15 protein-coding genes and 1 pseudogene are annotated in these 19939 nt (G+C 72.1%); 6 read left to right on the top strand and 10 right to left on the bottom strand.

Annotated features, from left to right (window positions below):
* Positions 1-165: 165 nt before the first annotated feature.
* The gene (locus FJ658_RS05785; RefSeq protein WP_141144434.1) at positions 166-1476 is read right to left on the bottom strand and encodes an ROK family transcriptional regulator; all 1311 of its coding nucleotides are present in this window, start codon (positions 1474-1476) and stop codon (positions 166-168) included.
* A 114-nt stretch (positions 1477-1590) separates the two neighbouring features.
* On the opposite strand from FJ658_RS05785, the gene nagA reads away from it, so the two are divergent.
* Positions 1591-2736, top strand: coding sequence for an N-acetylglucosamine-6-phosphate deacetylase (gene nagA / locus FJ658_RS05780; RefSeq protein WP_141144433.1), 1146 nt, complete (start codon positions 1591-1593; stop codon positions 2734-2736).
* Between the two features lie 84 nt (positions 2737-2820).
* On the opposite strand, the gene FJ658_RS05775 is transcribed toward nagA, so the two are convergent.
* The 8 genes from FJ658_RS05775 to FJ658_RS05740 all read right to left on the bottom strand — a co-directional run bounded on the left by FJ658_RS05775 (position 2821) and on the right by FJ658_RS05740 (position 14318).
* Entirely contained in the window at positions 2821-3591 is a 771-nt protein-coding gene (locus FJ658_RS05775; protein WP_141144432.1) for a glucosamine-6-phosphate deaminase, read from the bottom strand.
* Positions 3591-4526 carry an ROK family protein gene (locus FJ658_RS05770; RefSeq protein WP_141144431.1) on the bottom strand — a complete coding sequence of 312 codons (936 nt, stop codon included), beginning with the start codon at positions 4524-4526 and terminating at the stop codon, positions 3591-3593. Before FJ658_RS05770 ends, FJ658_RS05775 begins: the two co-directional genes overlap by 1 nt.
* Complete coding sequence (locus FJ658_RS05765; RefSeq protein WP_141144430.1) at positions 4523-6016, bottom strand: glycoside hydrolase family 3 N-terminal domain-containing protein; 1494 nt, start codon at positions 6014-6016, stop codon at positions 4523-4525. The genes FJ658_RS05770 and FJ658_RS05765 overlap by 4 nt, the downstream gene beginning before the upstream one ends.
* Positions 6013-6969, bottom strand: coding sequence for a carbohydrate ABC transporter permease (locus FJ658_RS05760; RefSeq protein WP_141144429.1), 957 nt, complete (start codon positions 6967-6969; stop codon positions 6013-6015). The genes FJ658_RS05765 and FJ658_RS05760 overlap by 4 nt, the downstream gene beginning before the upstream one ends.
* Positions 6966-7883, bottom strand: coding sequence for a carbohydrate ABC transporter permease (locus FJ658_RS05755; RefSeq protein WP_141144428.1), 918 nt, complete (start codon positions 7881-7883; stop codon positions 6966-6968). Before FJ658_RS05755 ends, FJ658_RS05760 begins: the two co-directional genes overlap by 4 nt.
* A 106-nt stretch (positions 7884-7989) precedes the next feature.
* Complete coding sequence (locus tag FJ658_RS05750; RefSeq protein WP_141144427.1) at positions 7990-9258, bottom strand: extracellular solute-binding protein; 1269 nt, start codon at positions 9256-9258, stop codon at positions 7990-7992.
* A gap of 163 nt (positions 9259-9421) precedes the next feature.
* Complete coding sequence (locus tag FJ658_RS05745; RefSeq protein WP_141144426.1) at positions 9422-10576, bottom strand: ROK family transcriptional regulator; 1155 nt, start codon at positions 10574-10576, stop codon at positions 9422-9424.
* Positions 10577-10676: 100 nt separating this feature from the next.
* Entirely contained in the window at positions 10677-14318 is a 3642-nt protein-coding gene (locus FJ658_RS05740) for a S8 family serine peptidase (RefSeq protein ID WP_141144425.1), read from the bottom strand.
* Between the two features lie 308 nt (positions 14319-14626).
* Between FJ658_RS05740 and FJ658_RS05735 the strand changes: the two genes are divergently transcribed.
* The 4 genes from FJ658_RS05735 to FJ658_RS05720 all read left to right on the top strand — a co-directional run bounded on the left by FJ658_RS05735 (position 14627) and on the right by FJ658_RS05720 (position 18339).
* Positions 14627-15085, top strand: coding sequence for an FMN-binding protein (locus FJ658_RS05735; protein ID WP_141144424.1), 459 nt, complete (start codon positions 14627-14629; stop codon positions 15083-15085).
* Between the two features lie 20 nt (positions 15086-15105).
* Positions 15106-16071: an FAD:protein FMN transferase gene (locus tag FJ658_RS05730; RefSeq protein WP_255447589.1), complete on the top strand. Its 966-nt coding sequence runs from the start codon at positions 15106-15108 to the stop codon at positions 16069-16071.
* 40 nt (positions 16072-16111) lie between these two features.
* Complete coding sequence (locus FJ658_RS05725; protein WP_141144423.1) at positions 16112-17722, top strand: oxidoreductase; 1611 nt, start codon at positions 16112-16114, stop codon at positions 17720-17722.
* Positions 17723-17910: 188 nt separating this feature from the next.
* Positions 17911-18339 (top strand): hypothetical protein, encoded by a 429-nt coding sequence (locus FJ658_RS05720; protein ID WP_141144422.1) that lies wholly within the window; start codon positions 17911-17913, stop codon positions 18337-18339.
* Positions 18340-18408: 69 nt separating this feature from the next.
* On the opposite strand, the gene FJ658_RS05715 is transcribed toward FJ658_RS05720, so the two are convergent.
* The gene (locus tag FJ658_RS05715) at positions 18409-19626 is read right to left on the bottom strand and encodes an NADP-dependent isocitrate dehydrogenase (RefSeq protein WP_141144421.1); all 1218 of its coding nucleotides are present in this window, start codon (positions 19624-19626) and stop codon (positions 18409-18411) included.
* Positions 19627-19838: 212 nt separating this feature from the next.
* On the opposite strand from FJ658_RS05715, the pseudogene FJ658_RS16800 reads away from it, so the two are divergent.
* Positions 19839-19939 (top strand): annotated as a pseudogene (locus tag FJ658_RS16800) (GNAT family N-acetyltransferase); the annotation flags it as partial.

The raw sequence follows: 19939 nt of genomic DNA, 5'->3' as shown, positions 1-19939 counted from the left end.
GGCGAGGAGTCAGCGTGAGCTGATGGTGATGCTGGTGTGCGGTGGCTTCGTCGTCGCCGCGGGCGGGGGTGCAATAACTAAAAACGATGGACTTAACGCTTGTCAAGACTTAATCACGATCGATCGCGCTGGGGGTGCGGGATCGCGCGGCGAGCGGGATGCGCGTCAGGCGCCGGCGGCGAGCAGCAGGTTCGCGGGGCGCGGCGAGTAGAGCGCATCCAGCACCTGGCAGGCCGCGCCGATCGCGGTGACGTCGTCGCCCGCCGCGCTCGAGCCGATGCGCACGGGATGCGGGGTCACGAGCGCGGGCGAGGTGCGCACCGCGCGCTCGACCCGGCCGAGCATGAGCCGCCCCACCGGCTCCCAGAACGGGCCGCCGCAGACGATGCGATCGACGTCGAGCAGGTCGGCGAAGCGCACGAGCGCCGTCGCCACGTCGTCGGCCAGCGCGCCGAACAGCGCCTGCGCCCGCGGATCGCCCTGCTCGACGCGGTCGGCGAGCTCGCGGAAAGCGGCGAAGAGCGTCTCGGGGTCCTCGAGGTCGTCGAGATCCGCGCGCCCGTCGACGCCGTCGGCTCCGCCCGGCCCGGCTGCTCCGCCCGCTCCGCCCGGCCCGCCGATCACGCCCTCCTCGGCGGCCTGGCGCACAAGCCGCAGCGGGCTCGTCTGCACGCCCAGACAGCCGGCCATGCCGCACTGGCACGGCACTCCCCCGGCCCCCGCGGCGCGCACGACCGTGTGACCGACGTCGCCGACGTTCGCCGAGGCGCCGCGCAGCACGGTGTGGTCGAGCACGATGCCGAGCCCGACGCCCGAGCCGTAGTAGAAGAACGCGAAGTCGTCGCCGTCGTGCCCGGTCGCCGACCAGAGCTCGGCCGCGGCGGCGGCGGTCACGTCCTTCTCGAGCACGACCGGAACCCCGAGCCGGCGCGCGAGCTCGTCGCGCAGGGGCACCGCATCCCAGCCCGGCAGCAGCGGCGGGTTCACGATCACGCCGCGCTCGCGGTCGATCGGACCCGGAGCCGCGATGCCGACGCCGAGCACGCGATCGCGCGGCACCTCGGGCGAGTCGGCCAGCAGCTCGTCGATCGAGGTCTGCATCGCGTCGAGCACCTGGGTCGGCGACGCGGCGACGGGGGTGCGCTGGATGCGGCGGGCCACGACGGCGCCGTCGAGGTCGGTGATCACGAACGCGATCAGCGAGGGGTCGAGGTGCACGCCGATCGCGAAGCCGCCCTGGGCGTCGAGCTGCAGGATCGTGCGCGGCTTGCCGCGGCCGTTGACCTGCTTGCCGGCCTCGAGCACGAGCCCGTCGTCGATCAGCCGGCGGGCGACGTTGCTCACCGTCTGCGGGCTGAGCCCCGAGGCGTGCGCCAGCTCGACGCGGCTGAGGCCCTCGGGCGCGCGGCGGATCAGGTCGAGCACGACGGCCTGGTTGAAGCCGCCGACGGCGACGAGGTTGGTGCCGCGGCGCATGGCGTCCCCTCTCGTCGTGTCTCGTGGTGGTCGGTGGCCGTGCCTGCCGGGCGGCGGCCGACCCGGCGTCGCTGCACAGTATGCCGCTCCGACGCCCGCGGGTAGGGTTCAGCCATGAGCATCCTGCTGCACTCGGCGCGGCGGGTGGACGCCCGCGGCGAGGTCGACGACGCCTGGCTGCTGCTCGAGGGCGAGCGCATCACGAGCACCGCGCGCGGCGCGTCCACGGCCCCGTATGCCGACGAGAGCATAGATCTCGACGGCGCGCGGATGCTGCCGGGGTTCGTCGACATCCACGGGCACGGCGGCGGGGCCGCGGCCTACGACGCCGGGGGCGAGGAGCTGGAGCGCGCGCTCGCCGCGCACCGCCCGCACGGCACGACGCGGCAGGTCGTGAGCCTCGTCGCGAACCCCCTCGACGAGCTCGAAGGAAGCCTCGCCGGCATCGCCGAGCTGAGCCGCCGTGACCCGCGGGTGCTGGGCTCGCACCTGGAGGGGCCGTTCCTGTCGCCCGCGCACAAGGGCGCGCACAACCCCGACTTCCTGATCGCCCCGGAGCCGGCGGCGGTCGACCGCCTGCTGGCCGCGGCCGACGGCACGCTGCGTCAGATCACGATCGCCCCGGAGCTGCCGGGCGCGCTCGACGCCATCGCGCGCTTCGCCGACGCCGGGGTCGCCGTCGCTGTCGGGCACACGGACGCCGACGCCGATCTCGTGCGCGAGGCCTTCGCCCGCGGGGCGCGCCTGCTGACGCATGCCTTCAACGCCATGCGACCCATCCACCACCGCGCCCCCGGCCCGGTCGTGGCGGCGCTCGACGACGAGCGGGTCGTGCTCGAGCTGATCCTCGACGGCACGCACGTGCATCCCTCGGTGGCGCGGATGCTGTTCGCGAGCGCGCCCGGACGCGTCGCCCTGGTCACGGACGCGATGGCCGCCGCCGCCTCGGCCGATGGCGACTACCGCCTCGGCTCGCTCGACGTCGAGGTGCGCGGCGGGGTCGCCCGCATCGCCGGCACCGACACGATCGCCGGCTCGACCCTCACGCAGGACACGGCGCTGAGGCTGGCCGTGCACGAGCTCGGCCTCTCGCTCGTCGACGCGGCGACCGCCCTGTCGCTGACGCCGGCGCGTGCGCTCGGCCTCGACGCGCGTTACGGGCTGCTGGCCGCCGGCCACGCCGCCGACGTGGTCGTGCTCGACGACGACGATCGTGTCGCCCGGGTCTGGGCCGCGGGCGCCGAGGTCAACGCGAGCTGACGCGCCGCCGCCGCCGGGCAGCCGGTCGTGCAGCCAGCCCTGCAGCAGGGCAGCCGGCCGACCACGCCGGCCGATACGGCGCGATCAGACCTCGAACGGCAGGCGGTTGTCCCAGGCGAAGCGGTAGTAGTCGGCGTGCCGCAGCTGCGACCCGGCCGCCTCGTCGACGATCACGAGCACACGCGGGTGCAGCTGGATGACCGACCCCGGCATCGACGCGCTCAGCGGCCCCTCGACCGCGGCGGCGACCGCGGCGGCCTTGCCCTCGCCGAAGGCGAGCAGCACGAGCTGCCGCGCATCCAGGATCGTGCCGAGCCCCTGCGTGAGGCAGTGGCGCGGCACCTGATCCGGGCTGTCGAAGAAGCGCGCGTTGTCGGCGCGGGTCTGCTCGGTCAGGGTCTTGATGCGCGTGCGGCTGGTGAGCGACGAGCCGGGCTCGTTGAAGCCGATGTGGCCCGTGCGGCCGATGCCGAGGATCTGCAGGTCGACCCCGCCGACCGCGGCGATCGCGGCCTCGTAGCGCTCCCCCGCCCCGTCGAGCGGACCGCCGTCGTCGCCGGGCACGTGCACGAGCGACGGGGTGAGCCCGAGCGGCTCGACGACCTCGCGGGTGATGACGGCGCGGTAGCTCTCGGGGTGCCCGTCGGGCAGGCCGACGTACTCGTCGAGGGCGAAGCCGCGCACGCCGGTCAGGTCGAGGCCGCGGCCCTTCAGCGCGGCCCAGGTGCTGAGCGGCGTCGAGCCGGTCGCGAGCCCGAGCACGGCGTCGGGTCGGCTCGCGACGACGCGGGCGATCTGCTGGGCGGCGAGCTCGCCGGCCGCCTCGGCGTCGGCGACGATCGCGATCTCGGCCATCAGCGGCCTCCGTTCTCGGGGGTGGGGAGGTGTTGCGGCTCGACGCCGATCAGCGCCGCGCCGACGGCCGCGGCCGGGAATCCGCGCGGCAGCAGGTCGACGCGCGAGGGCAGATCCTGCATGCGCAGGAACGGCGAGGCGTCGGCCCAGCGCGTGAGCACGCCGCGCACGCCCTCGAGCAGCCGGTCGCCGAGCGAGCTGACGCCGCCGCCGATCACGACGCGGTCGACGTCGACGGTCAGCACCAGGATGCGCACCGCCGCCGCCACATTGGTCTCGAGCTTGTCGCGCACGGCGATGGCCTGCGCATCCCCGTCGTCGGCGGAGAGGTAGAGCGCGCGCACGGGCTTGGGGTCGTCGCTCGGCCAGAGGCGGGCGACGGCCGAGCCGGAGGCGCTGAGCTCGAGGCAGCCGCGCTGGCCGCAGGGGCAGACGGGCCCGTCGGGGTCGACCGGGATGTGCCCGATCTCGCCCGCGACGCCGCGCGAGCCGCGCCAGAGCCGGCCGTCGAGCACGAGGCCCGCCGCGAGTCCGGTGCCGAGGTTGAGGTAGGCCATCGAGTGGCTGGGGCCGTGCTCGACGAGCGAGTAGACGCCGAGCGCGGCGGCGTTGACGTCGTTGGCGACGCGCACCGGCCGGCCGAGGGCGGCACCGAGGCGCGCGCCGAGGTCGAGACCTTCGAGACCGAGGTTGACGGCGTGCCGCACGCGGCCGAGGTCGTCGACGGCGCCGGGGATGCCGACGCCGACCGAGCGCGCCGCGGCGACCCCCTCGGGCTCGGCCTCGGCCAGCTCCGCGACGACCGCCGCGGCGGTCGTGATGACCTCGTCGGCCCCGAAGCCGGTGGGCTTGCGGCTCTCGGCGATCACGGCGCCGTTGTCGCCGACGAGCACCGCGTGGGTCTTGGTGCCGCCGATGTCGATGCCGATCCTCACGGCGCGGCCAGCCAGTCGAGCAGCGCGGCCCCGACGATGCGCGAGGCGCCGAAGGTGGCGACGTCGGCATAGGCCCGGTCGGGCGACGGCCACCCCATGTCGATCGCGATCGTGCCCGGACGCTCGGCGCGGGCGGCGTCGATCAGCTCGCGCACGCCCTCGTGCCGGTGGTTGTCCTTGCCGATCAGCACGAGCGGTCCGTCAGGCAGCGCGGCGAGCGCATCCCGAACCGCGGTCGACGCCGCAGTCGACGCCGCAGCCGAGCCCGCATCCGCACCCGCGCCGAGCCCCGCCGCCGACACCGGCGTGACCGCGCCCCCGGCCGCGGCGACCCCCCACGGGGAGTGACCGACGGCGATGTTCACGGTGGTCTCGATGCTCACCAGGGTCGCACCCTCGGCGGGTCGCACACCAGGCTTCACCTCGAAGGCGTCGCGGATGCGCTCGGCCGGCACGGGCGGGGCGGCGGCGCTCCAGCCGCCCTCGGCCGGCAGCTCCGCGCCGCCGGGAACGGTCGCAGCGAGCGCCGTGCCGAGCGCGGCGACCCGTGCGGCCGCGTCGTCGACGCGCGTACGGTCGAGCTCGCCGCGGGCGATCGCCGCATCGACGGCCGCCGCGATCAGCGACAGCTGCTCATCGGTGTTGCGGGTGCCGATGCACAGCAGGTCGCAGCCGGCGTCGAGAGCCAGAGCGGCGGCCCGCGGGATGCCGACCTCGCCGCTCGCGCCCGCCATGTCGAGCGCATCGGACACGACGACCCCCTGGAAGCCCAGGCGGCTCCGCAGGAGGTCGTCGAGCACGGCCCGCGAGAAGGTCGCGGGGGTCTCGGGCCCGTCGAGGGCGGGCACGACGATGTGCGAGCTCATGATCGTGCGCGCGCCGGCGGCGATCGACGCCACGAAGGGCGGCAGCTCGCGGGCGTCGAGCTCGTCGCGGGTCGCCTCGACGATCGGCAGCGCCAGGTGCGAGTCCTGGGCGGTGTCGCCGTGGCCGGGGAAGTGCTTCGCGCTCACGGCGACGCCCGCGGCCTCGTGCGCGGCGATCCAGGCGGAGCTGTGCCGCGACACGAGCGGCGCATCCGCCCCGAAGCTGCGCACGCCGATCACCGGGTTGTCGGGGTTGGAGTTGACGTCGACGTCGGGCGCGAAGTTGAGGTTCACGCCGGCGGCGGCGAGCTCGTGGGCGACGGCCGCGCCGACCGCGCCAGTGAGGTCGGCGTCATCCAGCCGGCCGAGCACGGCGTTGCCTGGGAACGGCGCCCCGGTCGCGGCGTGCAGCCGGGTGACGTCGCCGCCCTCCTCGTCGATCGCGATGATCGCGCGCGGGTTGGCGGCGCGGATCGCGTCGGTGAGCGCGCGCGTCTGGGCGGGATCGACGATGTTCTCGCCGAACAGGCAGACGCCGGCGAGACCGTCGCGCAGTCGCGCATCCAGCCAATCGGGCAGGGTCGTGCCGACGAAGCCGGGCAGCAGGGTGCCGAGCACGCTCATCCCTTCACCGCCCCGGAGACGAGGCCGCTCGTCATGCGGCCCTGCACGATGAGGAAGAACACGACCACCGGGATCGCGACGAGCGTCGAGCCGGCCATGATCGCCGCCCAGTTCGTCGTCGTGTTGGCCTGCACGAAGGTGCGCAGCCAGACGGGCAGGGTGTGCGCGCTGTCGTCGCTCATCACGACGAGCGCGAACACGAACTCGTTCCAGGCCTGGATGAAGCCGAACACGCCGGTCGCGATGAGTCCGGGAGCGAGCAGCGGGAAGGTGATGCGCCAGAACGCGCCGGTGCGCGAGCAGCCGTCGATCATGGCGGCCTCCTCGAGCTCGGCGGGCACGCCGTTGACGAAGCCGCGCAGCGTCCAGATCGTGAACGGCAGCACGGTCGCGACGTAGACCAGGCTCAGGCCGATGATCGAGTTGAGCAGGTTCCAGCCCTCGAGCAGGCGGTAGGTCGAGATGATCATCGCCTCGCCCGGGATCATCTGCACGACCAGGATCGCGATGACGAACGAACGGCGGCCGCGGAAGCGGAAGCGCGTCACGGCGAGCGCCGCGAGGAACGCGAACACGAGCGCGACGCCGACCGTGATGACGGTCGTGCCGATCGAGTTCAGCAGCGCCGGCAGGAACGGCGTGCGGGTGTCGCCGAAGAGCACGAGCGCGTAGTTGCGCAGCGTGAACTCGTCGGGGAAGAAGTGCGGCACCGATCCGCGCACGAGGTTGTTCGGCAGGAAGGAGGAGTTGACCATCCAGTAGACCGGGAACACCGAGAGCACGAAGACGATCACCGCGACCGCGCTGAGCACGATCGACGAGGGCCGGATGCGGCGGCGCCGGGCCACCCGCCCGCCGGCCGCCGTGGTGGCGCGGCCGGAGGGCGGGGCGGACTTCGGCGCCGACGGCGACGCCGAGTCGGGGCGCGTGGGGGTCGAGACGACGGCGGTCATGCCTCGTCCTCCTTCAGGCTCTGGCGGATGTAGACGAACGAGACCGCCATGAGGATCAGCACCAGGATGACCGCGATCGCGCCGCCCGTGCCGTACTCGCCGTTGGCGAGCGAGGTCTCGTAGATGTAGACGCCGATCGTGGAGGTGTCGGCGACGGAGCCGCCGATCGTCTGCAGCGCCTTGATCTGGGCGAAGACGCGCAGATCCCAGATGACGCTGAGCACGATGAGCACCAGGAAGATCGAGCGCAGATAGGGCAGCACGATGAGGCGGAAGCGCGCGACCGCGCCGGCGCCGTCGAGCTGCGCCGCCTCGATGACCTCGTCCGGCACCTGGGTGAGGCCGGCGTAGACCGTGAAGGCGACGAAGGGCACGGCGCCCCAGACGACCACGATGCCGGCGACGAAGAAGAAGCCGAGCGCCGAGATGAGCCAGGAGTGGCCCATGAAGTCGACGCCGGAGACCTGGGTGATCAGGTAGTTGGCGATGCCGTACTGGGTGTCGAAGACCCATCCCCAGACGAAGGTCGCCGACAGCGGCGGCATCGCCCAGGCGAGCAGCAGGCCGATCGACACCAGGGTGCGGAAGAACTTGTTGAGCCGCTGCATCAGCAGCGCCACGAGGGTGCCGAGCACGATCGTGACGACGACGCAGACGAGGCAGAACAGCACGCTGCGGCCGAGCACGTTCCAGAACTTCTGGTCCGTCAGCACCTCGACGTAGTTGCCGAGGCCGATGAAGGGGGCCGGGGCGCCGAAGACCTGGGCGCGGCCGTACTCCTGGAACGACTGGATGAGCAGCTGGATGAGCGGCCAGCCGACCACGACGGCGAGCACCGCGGTGCCCGGCACGAGCAGGGCGAAGGGGGCGAAGCCGACGCGACGGGGGGTTTTCGTCTTGGCGACGAGAGACATGGGGAGGGGCTCCTACTACTGTGGGCCGCGTGACCTCACCTTCCTAGGGCGATGGCCACGGTCAGGCCGAGTGGGCGGTGATGGAACCACCGCCCACTCGGTGGGGTCACTTGTTGAGGATGTCGTCGATCTTCTTGTCGAGCTCCGTCGCGAGGCTCTTCACGTCGCCGCCCTGCGCGACAGCCGAGAAGAAGTCCTGCAGCAGCTGGCTCGACTCGACATCGGCCCACTTCGGCGAGGCCGGGGTGAGCTTGGCGTTCGCGGCCGCCTCGGCCGTGGCCTTCGCGACCTCGTCGGTGCCGAGGGTCGACGCGAGCGACTGCTTGGCGGGCACGAGGCCGTTCTTGCCGAGGATCGTCTGGTAGTCGTCGCTCAGCATGATCTTGAGCGCGTCGTAGGCCAGGTCCTTGTGGGCCGACTTGTTCGAGATGGCGATGTTCGATCCGCCGGCGAACACGTGAGCCGCGCCGCCGTCCTTGCCCGGCAGGGCGAAGACGCCGAGGTTGGCCTCCTGGTCGGGGCAGCCGGGGGTGTCGCTGTCGGCGGCCGCGAGGATCGACCACTTGACCCAGCTCGGGGCGCTCAGCTGAGCGACCTGGTTGGCGCAGTAGGGCACCTGCGGGTTGGTCTCGTCGCCGTCCTTCGGGGCGAGGGAGGCCTTCTCATAGACTTGCTGCAGCTGCTCGATTCCGGCGACCGACTCGGCGCTCGAGAACTGCGAGGTCCACTTCCCGCCCTTCTCGGTCGCGATCTCGCCGCCGTTCTCCCAGATGTAGGGCAGGGCGTTGTACCAGTCCTTGCCGGGGGCGTAGATGCCCGAGACGCCGGCGTTCGCGCTCGCGAGCTTCTCGCCGTCGGCGACGTACTCGTCGAGCGTCTTCGGCGCCTCGAGGCCGGCCGCGGCGAACATGTCCTTGCGGTAGAAGACCAGGCGGGCGCCCGAGTAGTACGGCGCGGCGTAGAACTTGCCGTCGTAGCTGCCGGCCTCGACGAAGCCGGGCAGCAGGTCGTCGCCGCCGAGCTCATCCTTCTTGTCGGTCAGGTCCATGAAGGCGCCGACCGAGGTGAAGGCGGGCGACTGGGTGTTGCCGACCTCGACGACGTCGGGGCTGTCGCTGCCCGAGAGCGAGGTGGTGAGCTTGTCGACCAGTCCGGTCCAGCTCTGCTCCTCGATCTTCAGGGTCGAGCCGGGGTTCTGCTTCTCGAAGGTCTTCACGAGGTACTCGCGCGCCTCCTTGGGGGTGTCCGTGCCGTTGAGCCAGACCCGGATCTCGGCCTTGTCGCTTCCGCCGCTGCCTCCGGCAGCGCAGCCGGAGAGCACGAGTCCGGCGGCCGCGACGAGTGCCGTGGCCGCGACGATGCTGAACTTCCGCATCTCGTAGTTCCTTTCCTAGGGCGATGTGCCGTGCGGGGTCGGGAGTGCCGAGTCCGCGACGGTGCGGGTGGTGGTGCGGTGGTGCAGGTGTGGTGCGGGTGGTGCAGGTGCGGTGGTGCGATGCCGCCGACGGCGCCGGGATGCGGTGCCGAGGGCGGCGGGGTCAGCTGACCCCGAGGCGCCCGGCCAGGACGAGCGCGGCGGATCCCCGCAGCACGATGTCCTCGCCGAGGCCGCTCCCCCGCAGCGCGACATGGTCGTGGAACTCGGCCATGGTGCGACTGCGGAGGGTCTCGAGCGTGGCCGCGGGGAGCGGCCCGTCAAGCAGGTGGGCGGGCGCGCTGAGCACGATCTCCGCCAGGTCGAGGGCGCCCACGACGGGCGCGAGGGCGATGCCGAGGCGGCGGCCTGCCTGCGCCAGCACCTCGGAGCGCGCGGCGTCGTCGGCCGCGGCGTCGAGCGCGGCGTCGAGGCGCGGGGCGGCCAGCCAGGTCTCGAGGCAGCCGCGCTTGCCGCAGACGCACTCGGGGCCGCCGTCGGTGCCGACGACGACGTGGCCGATCTCGCCGGCGGCCCAGCGACTGCCGTGCAGCGCGATGCCGCCGATCACGAGGCCGGCGCCGACACCGTGGCCGATCTTGACGAGCATGACGTCGCTGGATGCGCCCCCGAAGCTGTGCTCGGCGAGCGCCGCGACGTTGGCGTCGTTGGCCACGACGACGGGCAGGTCGGTCGCGGCGGCGAGCGCGCCCTGCAGGTCGACGCCCGCCCATCCCAGGTTCGGGGCGCTCTGCACGCGTCCGGCCGGGTCGACGATGCCGGGGCTGCCGACGCCGATGCCGAGCACCGGCACGGCGGCGAGGCCGACGAGCTCGCGCGTCAGCGCGGTCGCCTTGGCGAGCGCGTCGTCGCCGGTGGCGCCGTCGAGCGGCACCTCGCGACGGTGCACGACCTCGCCGTCGAGGCTGAGCACGGCGCCGCGGAAGGAGTCGTGCTGGCTGAGGTCGACGCCGATGATCTGGTGGGCGTCGCGGGCGATGTCGAGCAGCGTCGCGGGTTTGCCGGGCCGCGGGTCCTCGCGCTGGCCGAGCTCGACGACGTAGCCGTCGGCGATGAGCTCGGCGACGAGGTCGGAGACCGTGACGCGGGTGAGACCGGTGTCACGGGCGAGGTCGGCGCGGCTGCGCGCGCCCTCGCGGAACAGCGTCTGCAGCACGAGCGAGCGGTTGTGGCCGCGGGCGTGCTCGGGCAGGAGCTTCGTGCGCGGACGCAGCGCGCGCCCGAGGGCGGTGGCTCCGGTTGCATCCGACGTCGACATGTTTGTTAGTAAAGCGTACGAACAAAGCCCGCGCAACACGGAGTCGCGCGGGCCTCGTTCGTCGCGACGGGCCTCAGCCCGTCACCGTCGGCCTAGTCCATCAGAACCAGATCACCAGATACGCCACCGGGCTGGTCGACGGCGCGACGCCGTCGGAGCCCGAGTACGCGGCCGTGATCTTGTGGATGCCGCGGCTCAGCTTCGGCAGCTTGGTCGCGACCTTGCCGTTCGGGCCGACCGCGAGCGGAGCGCCGACGGCCTTGCCGTCGACCTTCAGCTGCACGGTGCCGCCCGCGGCGCCGGTGACCTTGACGGTCGCCTTCACCTGGCTCCACGAGAAGGCGCTCCAGCTCGACAGGTCGACCTTGGTCGACGACTTCGCGAGCACCGTGACCGGCGCGCTCGTCGCCGTGCCCGGGGGCAGGTCGGCCTTCGTGGCGGTGACGACGACGGTCAGCGCCGCCCCCGCATCCGCCTTCTTCGGGGTGTAGGTCGCGGTCGTCGCGCCGGCGATGTCGGCGCCGTCCTTCTGCCACTGGTAGGCGAACTCGAGCCCGTCGACATCCCACGCGCCCGGGTCGGCGGTGAGCTTCGAGCCCACGACCGGCGTGCCCGTGATCGTCGGCGGCTCCGTGTTCTGCGGAGCACCCGGCTCCTCGCCGCCGCCCTCGCCCGTGGCCACGTCGACGACCGTGCTCACGCCGGTGTCGCCGTAGCTCACGATGCCGAGGTAGTGGCTCTGCGCGTCGAGACCGCTCCAGGATGCGCGGTAGCTGGTCTTCTCGCCCTGCACCCCCTGGATCGTCGACGGGTCGAGCGTCAGCGGCGCCGCGCCGGCGGGCACGACCGAGGTGACGGTCAGATCGAACGAGGTCGGAGCCCCGGCCGAGTCGTAGACGTCGACGATCACCTGGTAGTCGCCCGCGGTGGGCGCATCCAGATCGACCCGCTCGTCACCGGATGCCGTGGCCGACTGCCAGCCCTCGACGGGCTCGCCGCCCTCGAGTCGGTAGACGGTCAGGTCGAGGTCGACCGCGTCGTCGAGCGCATCGAGGTCGAAGCGCGCGAAGCCGGCTCCCTCGGGCACCGAGGTGTCGTAGGTGTAGCTGTCGCCCGTCGAGCCGGTTCCCGAGTGCTCGGGGTCGGCGCCGGTCGGGTCGGGCAGCAGTGCGCCCTTGCTCAGACCGGTGGTCGTGAGCGACAGCGGGCCGTCGGCGCCCGGCGTGACCTCGACGTCGACCGAGCCGGACGTGCCGGTTCCGGTCACCGTCGCCGGAGCGACGATCGAGACGGGCTTGACCGCGAGCGGGCTGCGCACGACGGTGTCGCCGCTGGTCCAGCTCAGGTAGCCGGTGCTCCACTCGTCGACCGGCGCCGTGGTGCGGTCGAAGGTGATCGTGTAGCTGATCGACTCGCCCTCGGCGACCGTGAAGCTCGACGGCGAGACCGTCGCATCCACACCGGCGAGGCCGTTGACGTCGGCCGTGTAGGTGCCGGCCGTGCGGGCCGTCACCGTGCGGGTGATCGTCTCGGGGGCGGTCAGCTGACCGATCGCGATCGAGGCCAGGTTGAGCTGGCTCGGGTCGATCGGGTTCACGTCGTCGCCGAGCTCGTAGCCGATGCCCTCGATGTAGGCCGCCCAGTCGTCCGGTCCGTTGAGGTAGACGAGGCCCGGCGAGAACATCTTCGTCGGGTCGACGTGACCGGCGCCCTGACCGAAGGGATCCTCGTACTTCGCGCCCGTCTCGTCGACCGTGTCGTAGGCCGTCGTCATGAGCGCCGACTTGATCTCGGCCGGGGTGGTCAGCGGGTGCGCGCCCAGGTAGAGCGCGGCGAGGCCGGCCACGTGCGGCGAGGCCATCGAGGTGCCGGAGAGGAACTCCCAGGTCGGCTCCTCGCCCTGCGCGTTGGCGCCGTCGGCGAGGATCGCCACGCCGGGGGCCGCCACGTCGGGCTTGAGGATGTCGCTGCCGTCGGCGAGCACGGGGCCCCGCGACGAGAACCCGGCCAGCTGGGGCGTGGGGATCTGCGTCTCGGTCGTGTTGTCGGGCGTCAGCACGGCCGTCTGGCCGGGCGTGCGGGCGGCGGTGAGCACCGCATCCCGGTACTGGGCGTCGAGGTGCACGCTCGGCACGGCGTGGTCGTCGGCGTCGATCGAGCCCTCGACGACGTTCACGAGGATCATGCCCACACCGCCGGCGTCCTTCACGACCTGCGACTTCTCTGCGCGGGCGTTGACGCCGCGGTCGCAGACGACGATCTTGCCCGTCGCCTTCGCCGGGTCGAGATCGCCCGGCTGGCAGAGGGTCGGATCGGCCACGCCGGCCGCCCCGATGTCGCCCGCGTAGACGACCTCGGCCTCCACCTTCTCGGTGACGGTCACCGAGGCGCCTGCGAAGGCGTTCGGCGTCGGCTGGCCGGGGAAGGTCGCGGTGGCGTAGTAGGTCGGGATGGTCGACGCGGCGACCGTGGTCTCCCAGGGGGCCGCGTTGTCGAGCGTCGAGGCGCCGGGGCCGTCGTTGCCGGCCGAGGCCGCGACGAAGATGCCGGCCGAGGCCGCGCCGAGGAAGGCGATGTCGGTCGGCGAGACCGTGGTGGTGGCCGAGCCGCCGCCGATCGAGTAGTTGATCACGTCGACGCCGTCGCGGGTGGCCTGCTCGATCGCGGCGATCAGGTCGCTGGATGCGCAGCCGTCGTCGTCTTCGGAGGCGGCATCTGGTCCCGACCAGCACGCCTTGTACATGGCGACCTTCGCCGCCGGGGCGACGCCGCTGATCGTGCCGTAGTCGCGGCCCGAGACGCTCGCGGCGACGTCGGCGTTGCCCGCCGCGGTCGACGCGGTGTGCGAGCCGTGGCCGTCGCCGTCGCGCGGCGAGATGTACTCGCCGATGTCGGGCGTGCCCGCGCGAGCCTCGGTCCAGCCGTTGATGTAGTAGCGGGCGCCGACGAGCTTGGTGTTGCACTCGTTCCCGGTCCACTGCTGGTCGGCGTTCTTGCCCGGCTGGCAGACGCCGGAGTAGAGGTCGCCGTCGCCCTTCTGGAAGAGGATGCTGCCGCCCGCGGTCCAGGGCTTCGCACCCGCCGACCCGGCCAGCGCATCCCCGGCGAACGACGGGTTCTCGGGGGCGATGCCGGAGTCGATCACGCCGACCACGACGCCCTCGCCGGCCCTGTCGGTTCCGCCGAGCTCCGCCCACACGCCGTCGTCGCCCGAGAGCCCGAGGAAGTCGGTGCTCGGCACGGCCTTGGTCAGGTGGTGCACGTCATCGAGATCGAGGGCCGCGACACGCTTGTCGGCACGCAGCTCCGCCGCCTGCTGGGCGGTGAGGTCGGCGGCGAAGGCGTTCACGGTGAGGCTGTAGCTGTAGTCGACGGTGGCCCCGACATCCTTCGCCACGCTCTTCTGCTCGCTCTCGAGGTGCTTCGAGTAGTTCGCGACGGGCGCCTGGCCGGCCAGCAGCTGACGGCCCTGCTTGGGCGCCGTGGCGGCGTAGCCGTTCACGCCGCCGGTGTAGCTGGCGGCGGGGTCGCCCTTGAGGGTGACGATGTAGCGCCCGGCCTCGAGGTGCGTCTGGCCGCCGATTCCCGTGGGCAGCGTCGAGTTCTGCACGGGTGCGGGGGCGGCGCCGGCCGGGCTGGCCGCGAGCAGTCCGCCGGCGACCAGAGCGGCCGCGGCGAGCGCCGCGGCGGCCGTTCTGGCGCCGCGTGCGCGACGGCCCGAGGGGTCCGTTGTCGTTCTCACTGATGACGTCCTTTTCGATCAGGGATGCGGATCACGAGGCAGTCGGGTCTGCGCCGATGCTTCAACCTAGCTGAGGATCACCCCTGAATGGGGGTAGACCCCTGCGGAATCTTTTCGACATCCATCGCGCAGCTTTCTTCTCGATCGGATGAACCTGCCGCCGCTTCGATGCGTTGGAATGGATGTACGCACAGGCTCGTTGCAGATGTCGCACAGCCGATTCCGCTTCGGTGGAGCCGCGCGTCCGCGCGTACCGACCCCGCGCACCCTCGCCCGAGGACGACCATCCGCCCCCTTCTGGAGGACCCATGACCGCCCTTCCCCGCCCCCTCGTGCTCGGCGTCGCCGCGTTCGGCCTCGCCGGGGCCCTCGCCGGCTGCGCGACCACGACCGGCTCGACCGACACCGGATCCTCGGGCTCGGATTCGGGGTCCGACTCGTCGAGCGACAGCGGCTCGACCTCGTCGGCCGGCTACAAGGACGGCTCGTACACGGCCACCGGCGAGTACCAGTCGCCCGGCGGCAACGAGTCGATCGAGGTCACCCTGACGCTCGCCGACAGCAAGGTCACGAAGGCCGAGGTCGTGCCCCACGCCTCGAGCGGCAACGCGAAGCAGTACCAGACCCAGTTCAGCGAGGGCATCTCGGGCGAGGTCGTCGGCAAGTCGCTCGACGAGCTGTCGGTCACCCGCGTCTCGGGCTCGTCGCTCACCTCGCGCGGCTTCAACGACGCCGTCGACCAGATCAAGCACCTCTCCGAGCTCTGAGCGGCGCATCCTCTCCGGCCGTGGCCGCCTCCTCCGCTCCCGCCCCGTCCGACGACGGCGACGCCGCATCCGTCGAGCGCCCGGGCGCCGTCGACCGCGCGGTGTGGCGATTCGAGGCGATCGGCACCGCCTGGAGCATCGAGACGCCCGATCCCCTGGATGCGGGCACCCGCGCCGCGGTCGGCGCGCTGATCGACGCCGTCGACTGCGACTGGTCGCGCTTCCGGCCCGATTCGCTCGTGAGCCGCATGGCGCGCGAGCCGGGGCGATGGCGTCTTCCCGCCGAGGCCGCACCGCTGCTCGGGATGTACCGGCTGCTGTTCGAGGCGACCGGCGGGCGGGTGAGTCCGCTCGTCGGGCACGCGCTCGAGGATCTCGGCTACGACGCGCAGTACCGCCTGACGCCGGCCGCCACGCGGCGGGCGACGCCGCGCTGGGACGACGCTCTCGCCTGGGACGGCGAGCACCTCACCCTGCTGCGTCCGGCGCTGCTCGACGTCGGCGCCGCCGGCAAGGGGATGCTCGTCGACCTCGTGTCGCGACTGCTGCGCGACGCGGGCGAGCCCGACCATGTGGTCGACGGCAGCGGCGATCTCGTGCGCGGCGCGACGCCCGGATCGGCGTGGGCCGCGCATCCCGAGCGGATCGCCCTCGAGCACCCGGCCGACCCGGCGCAGGCGATCGGCGTCGCCGAGCTGGCGACCGGTGCGGTCGCGGCGAGCGCCGCCAACCGCCGCGCCTGGGCCGGTCAGCACCACATCATCGACGCGCTCACGGGCGAGCCGACCCGCGAGGTCGTGGCCACCTGGGTCGTCGTCCCGCCCGAGACGGAGTGGCCCGCGATGACGGCCGACGCGCTCGCGACGGGACTGTTCTTCGCGCCGCCCTCCGCCTTCGCGGCGTCGGGCGCGTTCGAGTGGGTCAGAATCACGGCAGACGGGCGCGTGGCGCGCTCTGCCGGCTTCCGGGGAGAGGTCTTCGCATGAGCATCCGCACATCCACCGCGCACTCGACCGGAGGGCGCGCATGATCGCGCGCCTGGATGCCGTGTTCGGCCGCGTCACGATGTACCGCCTGGTCGCGATCAGCCTGACCGCGCTGGCCGTCGTCGCGGCGGTCTTCGCGGCGACCGGCGTCTACGTGCCGATCGGCACGGGCGCCTATGTCGGCGGGATGCGCGTCCTGGCGATGCTCGCCAGCCTCGCCGTGGCCGTGGTGTGGGCCTCGCTCGCGAACATCGCGCTGGCGGCGCTCTTCCGCGCCCGCTTCCACAGCGAGTCGAGCGTGATCACCGGACTGCTGCTGTTCTTCATCCTGCCGCCGACGCTCGACCCGATCGGACTTCTCGGAATCGCCCTCGCCGCCGTCATCGCCTCGGCGAGCAAGTGGCTCATCGCGCCGCACGGTCGGCACCTGCTCAACCCGGCCGCGTTCGGCGCCTTCATGGTCGGACTGCTCGGCATCGCGACCGGCAGCGGCACGGTCGCGAGCGCCTGGTGGGCGGCGAGCGCTCCGCTGCTGCCGTTCCTGATCGTCATCGGCCTGGCGATCGCGATCCGCACCCGCCGCGGCCTCGTGATGCTGACCTTCGCCGTCGTCGCCGCGATCTCGGTGACGGTGCGCTTCGCGACCTCGGCCGTGCCGCTCGGCGACGCCGTGAACCTGGCCCTGGTCAGCTCGCCCGTGATCTTCTTCGCGGTCTACATGATCACCGAGCCGCTCACGCTGCCGCCCCGCCGCTGGCAGCAGCTGCTCGTGGCCGCGGTCGTCGGCGTGCTGTTCGCCGTGCCGTTCTCGCTGCCCGGCGGAACGGTCGGACCCTTCAATCTGGGTCTCTACGCGACGCCCGAGCTGTGGCTGCTCGTGGGCAACGTGCTGGCCTTCCTGCTCGCCCGCCGTCGCGGCATCCGCCTCGAGCTCGTCGACCGTCGTCAGCTCACGCCGACGAGCTGGGAGTTCCACTTCACGCCGGCGGCCGCCGTGCCGTTCGCGGCCGGGCAGTTCCTCGAGCTCGACGTGCCGCACCGCCGCGCCGACAGCCGCGGCACCCGCCGCACCTTCAGCATCGCGTCTCCCCCGCATCCCGAGGCCGGCATCCGTCTCGGACTCCGCGTGCCCGACGAGCGCCCCTCGACCTACAAGCGCGCGCTGCTCGAGCTGCCGATCGGCGCGAAGCTGAGCGGATCGAGCGTCGGCGGCGACTTCACCCTGCCGGGCTCGGGCGAGCGGCCGCTGCTGCTCGTCGCCGGCGGCATCGGCATCACGCCCTTCATCGCCCAGCTCGAGCACCTGCGGCATGCCGCCGAGGCCGACCCGCAGGGCGCCGCCGCCGCGCGCGACGTCGTGCTGGTCTACGCCGTCTCGTCGCTCGACGAGATCGCCTACGCCGCCGAGCTGGGGCGCAGCGGCGCCCGCGTGCTGCTCGTGTCGCCGCAGCCGATGCCGCGCATGCCGCAGGGCTGGGAGTGGCTCGGCGACGGCCGGCTCGACGGGGCTCGCCTGCTCGAGGCGGTTCCGGATGCGGCGCGCCGCGAGGTGCTGCTCTCGGGTCCGCCTGCGCTCATCGCGGCGCTGCGTCCCGCGCTCCGCCGCGCGGGCGCCAAGCGCATCCGCACCGACGCGTTCCTCGGCTACTGAGCCGCCTTCCCAGCTCTGACCCGCCTGCGCCCGAACCGTCTCAAGGAGTTGCTGTGACGGGAGTGGTTCCTGTTGCTCACCAGCCCCACGAGTGACAGCAACTCCTTGAGATGGTTCCCACCCGAGCCGTTCCGACGCGCCGGGTAGGCTGACCCCCCCTGCCCTGACCCGCATCGCAAGGAGACCCCGTGGCCTCGATCCGCCGCCCCCTGACCGCCGCCCTCGGCGTCGCCGCCCTGACGACCGCCCTGCTCTCGGGCTGCAGCCTCGTCGGCCCCAACGGCAAGGTCGAGGCCTGCAAGTCGATCGCGACGACGATGCAGGAGAAGTCGACCGAGATCTCGACGGCGCTGCAGAACTCGGCGAGCGACCCGCAGGGTGCACTGGACTCGCTCTCGAGCATCCAGTCCGACCTTCAGAAGGCGACCGACAAGCTCAAGAACGACGAGGTCAAGACGGCATCCCAGGACGTCGTGGACTCGATCGGCGATCTCGTCGACGCAGCACAGGCGCAGGTCGACGACCCGGCGAATGCCGACACGCAGGCCGTCACCGATGCCGGGACGGCGACCCAGCAGGCCTTCACGGACCTCGCCAAGATGTGCACGACCGTGTAGATGCACCCCTGACACGGAACGGGCCCGGATGCGCAGCGCATCCGGGCCCGTTCTCGTGTACGGCGGACCTCAGCCGAGCTTCGCCTGCAGGTTCTGGTCGAGGGTCTCGAGGAACTCCTCGGTCGTCTGCCAGCCCTGGTCGGGTCCGACGAGCAGCGCGAGGTCCTTCGTCATCTTGCCGCTCTCGACGGTCTCGATGACGACCTGCTCGAGCGCGAGCGAGAAGTCGATCAGCGGCTGGTTGCCGTCGAGCTTGCCGCGGTGCGCGAGGCCGCGCGTCCAGGCGTAGATCGAGGCGATCGGGTTCGTCGAGGTGGGCTTGCCCTGCTGGTGCTGGCGGTAGTGACGGGTCACGGTGCCGTGCGCCGCCTCCGCCTCGACGACCTTGCCGTCGGGCGTCGACAGCACCGAGGTCATGAGGCCGAGCGAGCCGAAGCCCTGCGCGACGGTGTCGGACTGCACGTCGCCGTCGTAGTTCTTGCACGCCCAGACGTAGCCGCCCTCCCACTTCATGGCCGAGGCGACCATGTCATCGATGAGGCGGTGCTCGTAGGTGAGGCCGGCAGCCTCGAAGCGCTCCTTGAACTCGGTGTCGTAGATCTCCTGGAACAGGTCCTTGAAGCGGCCGTCGTAGGCCTTGAGGATCGTGTTCTTGGTCGACAGGTACACCGGGTAGTTGCGGGCCAGGCCGTAGTTGAGCGAGGCGCGAGCGAAGTCGCGGATCGACGCGTCCTGGTTGTACTGCACCTGGGCGATGCCGTCATCCGGCGCGTCGTAGACCTCGAACTTCATCGGCTCCGAGCCGTCTTCGGGCGCGAACTCGACTGTGAGCTTGCCCTTGCCCTTGAAGACGAAGTCGGTGGCGCGGTACTGGTCGCCGAAGGCGTGACGGCCGATGATGATCGGCTTGTTCCAGCCCGGCACCAGGCGCGGGATGTTGCTGATGATGATCGGCTCGCGGAAGATGACGCCGCCGAGGATGTTGCGGATCGTGCCGTTGGGCGACTTCCACATCTTCTTGAGACCGAACTCCTCGACGCGCGCCTCGTCGGGCGTGATCGTCGCGCACTTGACGCCGACGCCGTGCTTCTGGATCGCGTGCGCCGCGTCGATCGTGACCTGGTCGTCGGTCGCGTCGCGGTGCTCGATGCCCAGGTCGTAGTACTCGAGCGTCACGTCGAGATAGGGGTGGATCAGGCGGTCCTTAATGAACTGCCAGATGATCCGCGTCATCTCGTCGCCGTCGAGCTCGACGACGGTGCCTTCGACCTTGATCTTCTCCGCCACTGATGTGTCCTTCTGATTCGCGTATGAGGCCGCCGGTCAGCCTACCGCCTCGGCGAGATATCTCGACATCGAGACAAACCGGGGCGGATGCGCGGCCGACGACGACCGGTCCCCCGAACGGCGGACACCGCATCCACTGCACCGTCGATGCGTCAGCCGATGTCCTCCTGAGGGCTTACGCACCCGGGGTCGCGGCGGGTTAGTCTCATGGCATGGCTGAGCTGAGACTCGAGGAGCTGTCGGCTCAGACGATCGCCGCGGCGAACAGTCTGACCCTCAAGCCGGGCCAGGAGGCCTTCCTCGCCCCCGAGAC

The organism is Schumannella sp. 10F1B-5-1 (assembly GCF_006517535.1).
Classification (GTDB): Bacteria; Actinomycetota; Actinomycetes; order Actinomycetales; family Microbacteriaceae; genus Schumannella.
This window is presented reverse-complemented; position numbering and strand designations above follow the sequence as displayed.

Bases quoted from the DNA above. Each gene is read 5' to 3' on its own strand.
- FJ658_RS05785 (WP_141144434.1), bottom strand. From the start codon at position 1,476: ATGCGCCGCGGCACCAACCTCGTCGCCGTCGGCGGCTTCAACCAGGCC.
- nagA (WP_141144433.1), top strand. From the start codon at position 1,591: ATGAGCATCCTGCTGCACTCGGCGCGGCGGGTGGACGCCCGCGGCGAG.
- FJ658_RS05775 (WP_141144432.1), bottom strand. From the start codon at position 3,591: ATGGCCGAGATCGCGATCGTCGCCGACGCCGAGGCGGCCGGCGAGCTC.
- FJ658_RS05765 (WP_141144430.1), bottom strand. From the start codon at position 6,016: ATGAGCGTGCTCGGCACCCTGCTGCCCGGCTTCGTCGGCACGACCCTG.
- FJ658_RS05760 (WP_141144429.1), bottom strand. From the start codon at position 6,969: ATGACCGCCGTCGTCTCGACCCCCACGCGCCCCGACTCGGCGTCGCCG.
- FJ658_RS05755 (WP_141144428.1), bottom strand. From the start codon at position 7,883: ATGTCTCTCGTCGCCAAGACGAAAACCCCCCGTCGCGTCGGCTTCGCC.
- FJ658_RS05750 (WP_141144427.1), bottom strand. From the start codon at position 9,258: ATGCGGAAGTTCAGCATCGTCGCGGCCACGGCACTCGTCGCGGCCGCC.
- FJ658_RS05745 (WP_141144426.1), bottom strand. From the start codon at position 10,576: ATGTCGACGTCGGATGCAACCGGAGCCACCGCCCTCGGGCGCGCGCTG.
- FJ658_RS05735 (WP_141144424.1), top strand. From the start codon at position 14,627: ATGACCGCCCTTCCCCGCCCCCTCGTGCTCGGCGTCGCCGCGTTCGGC.
- FJ658_RS05725 (WP_141144423.1), top strand. From the start codon at position 16,112: ATGATCGCGCGCCTGGATGCCGTGTTCGGCCGCGTCACGATGTACCGC.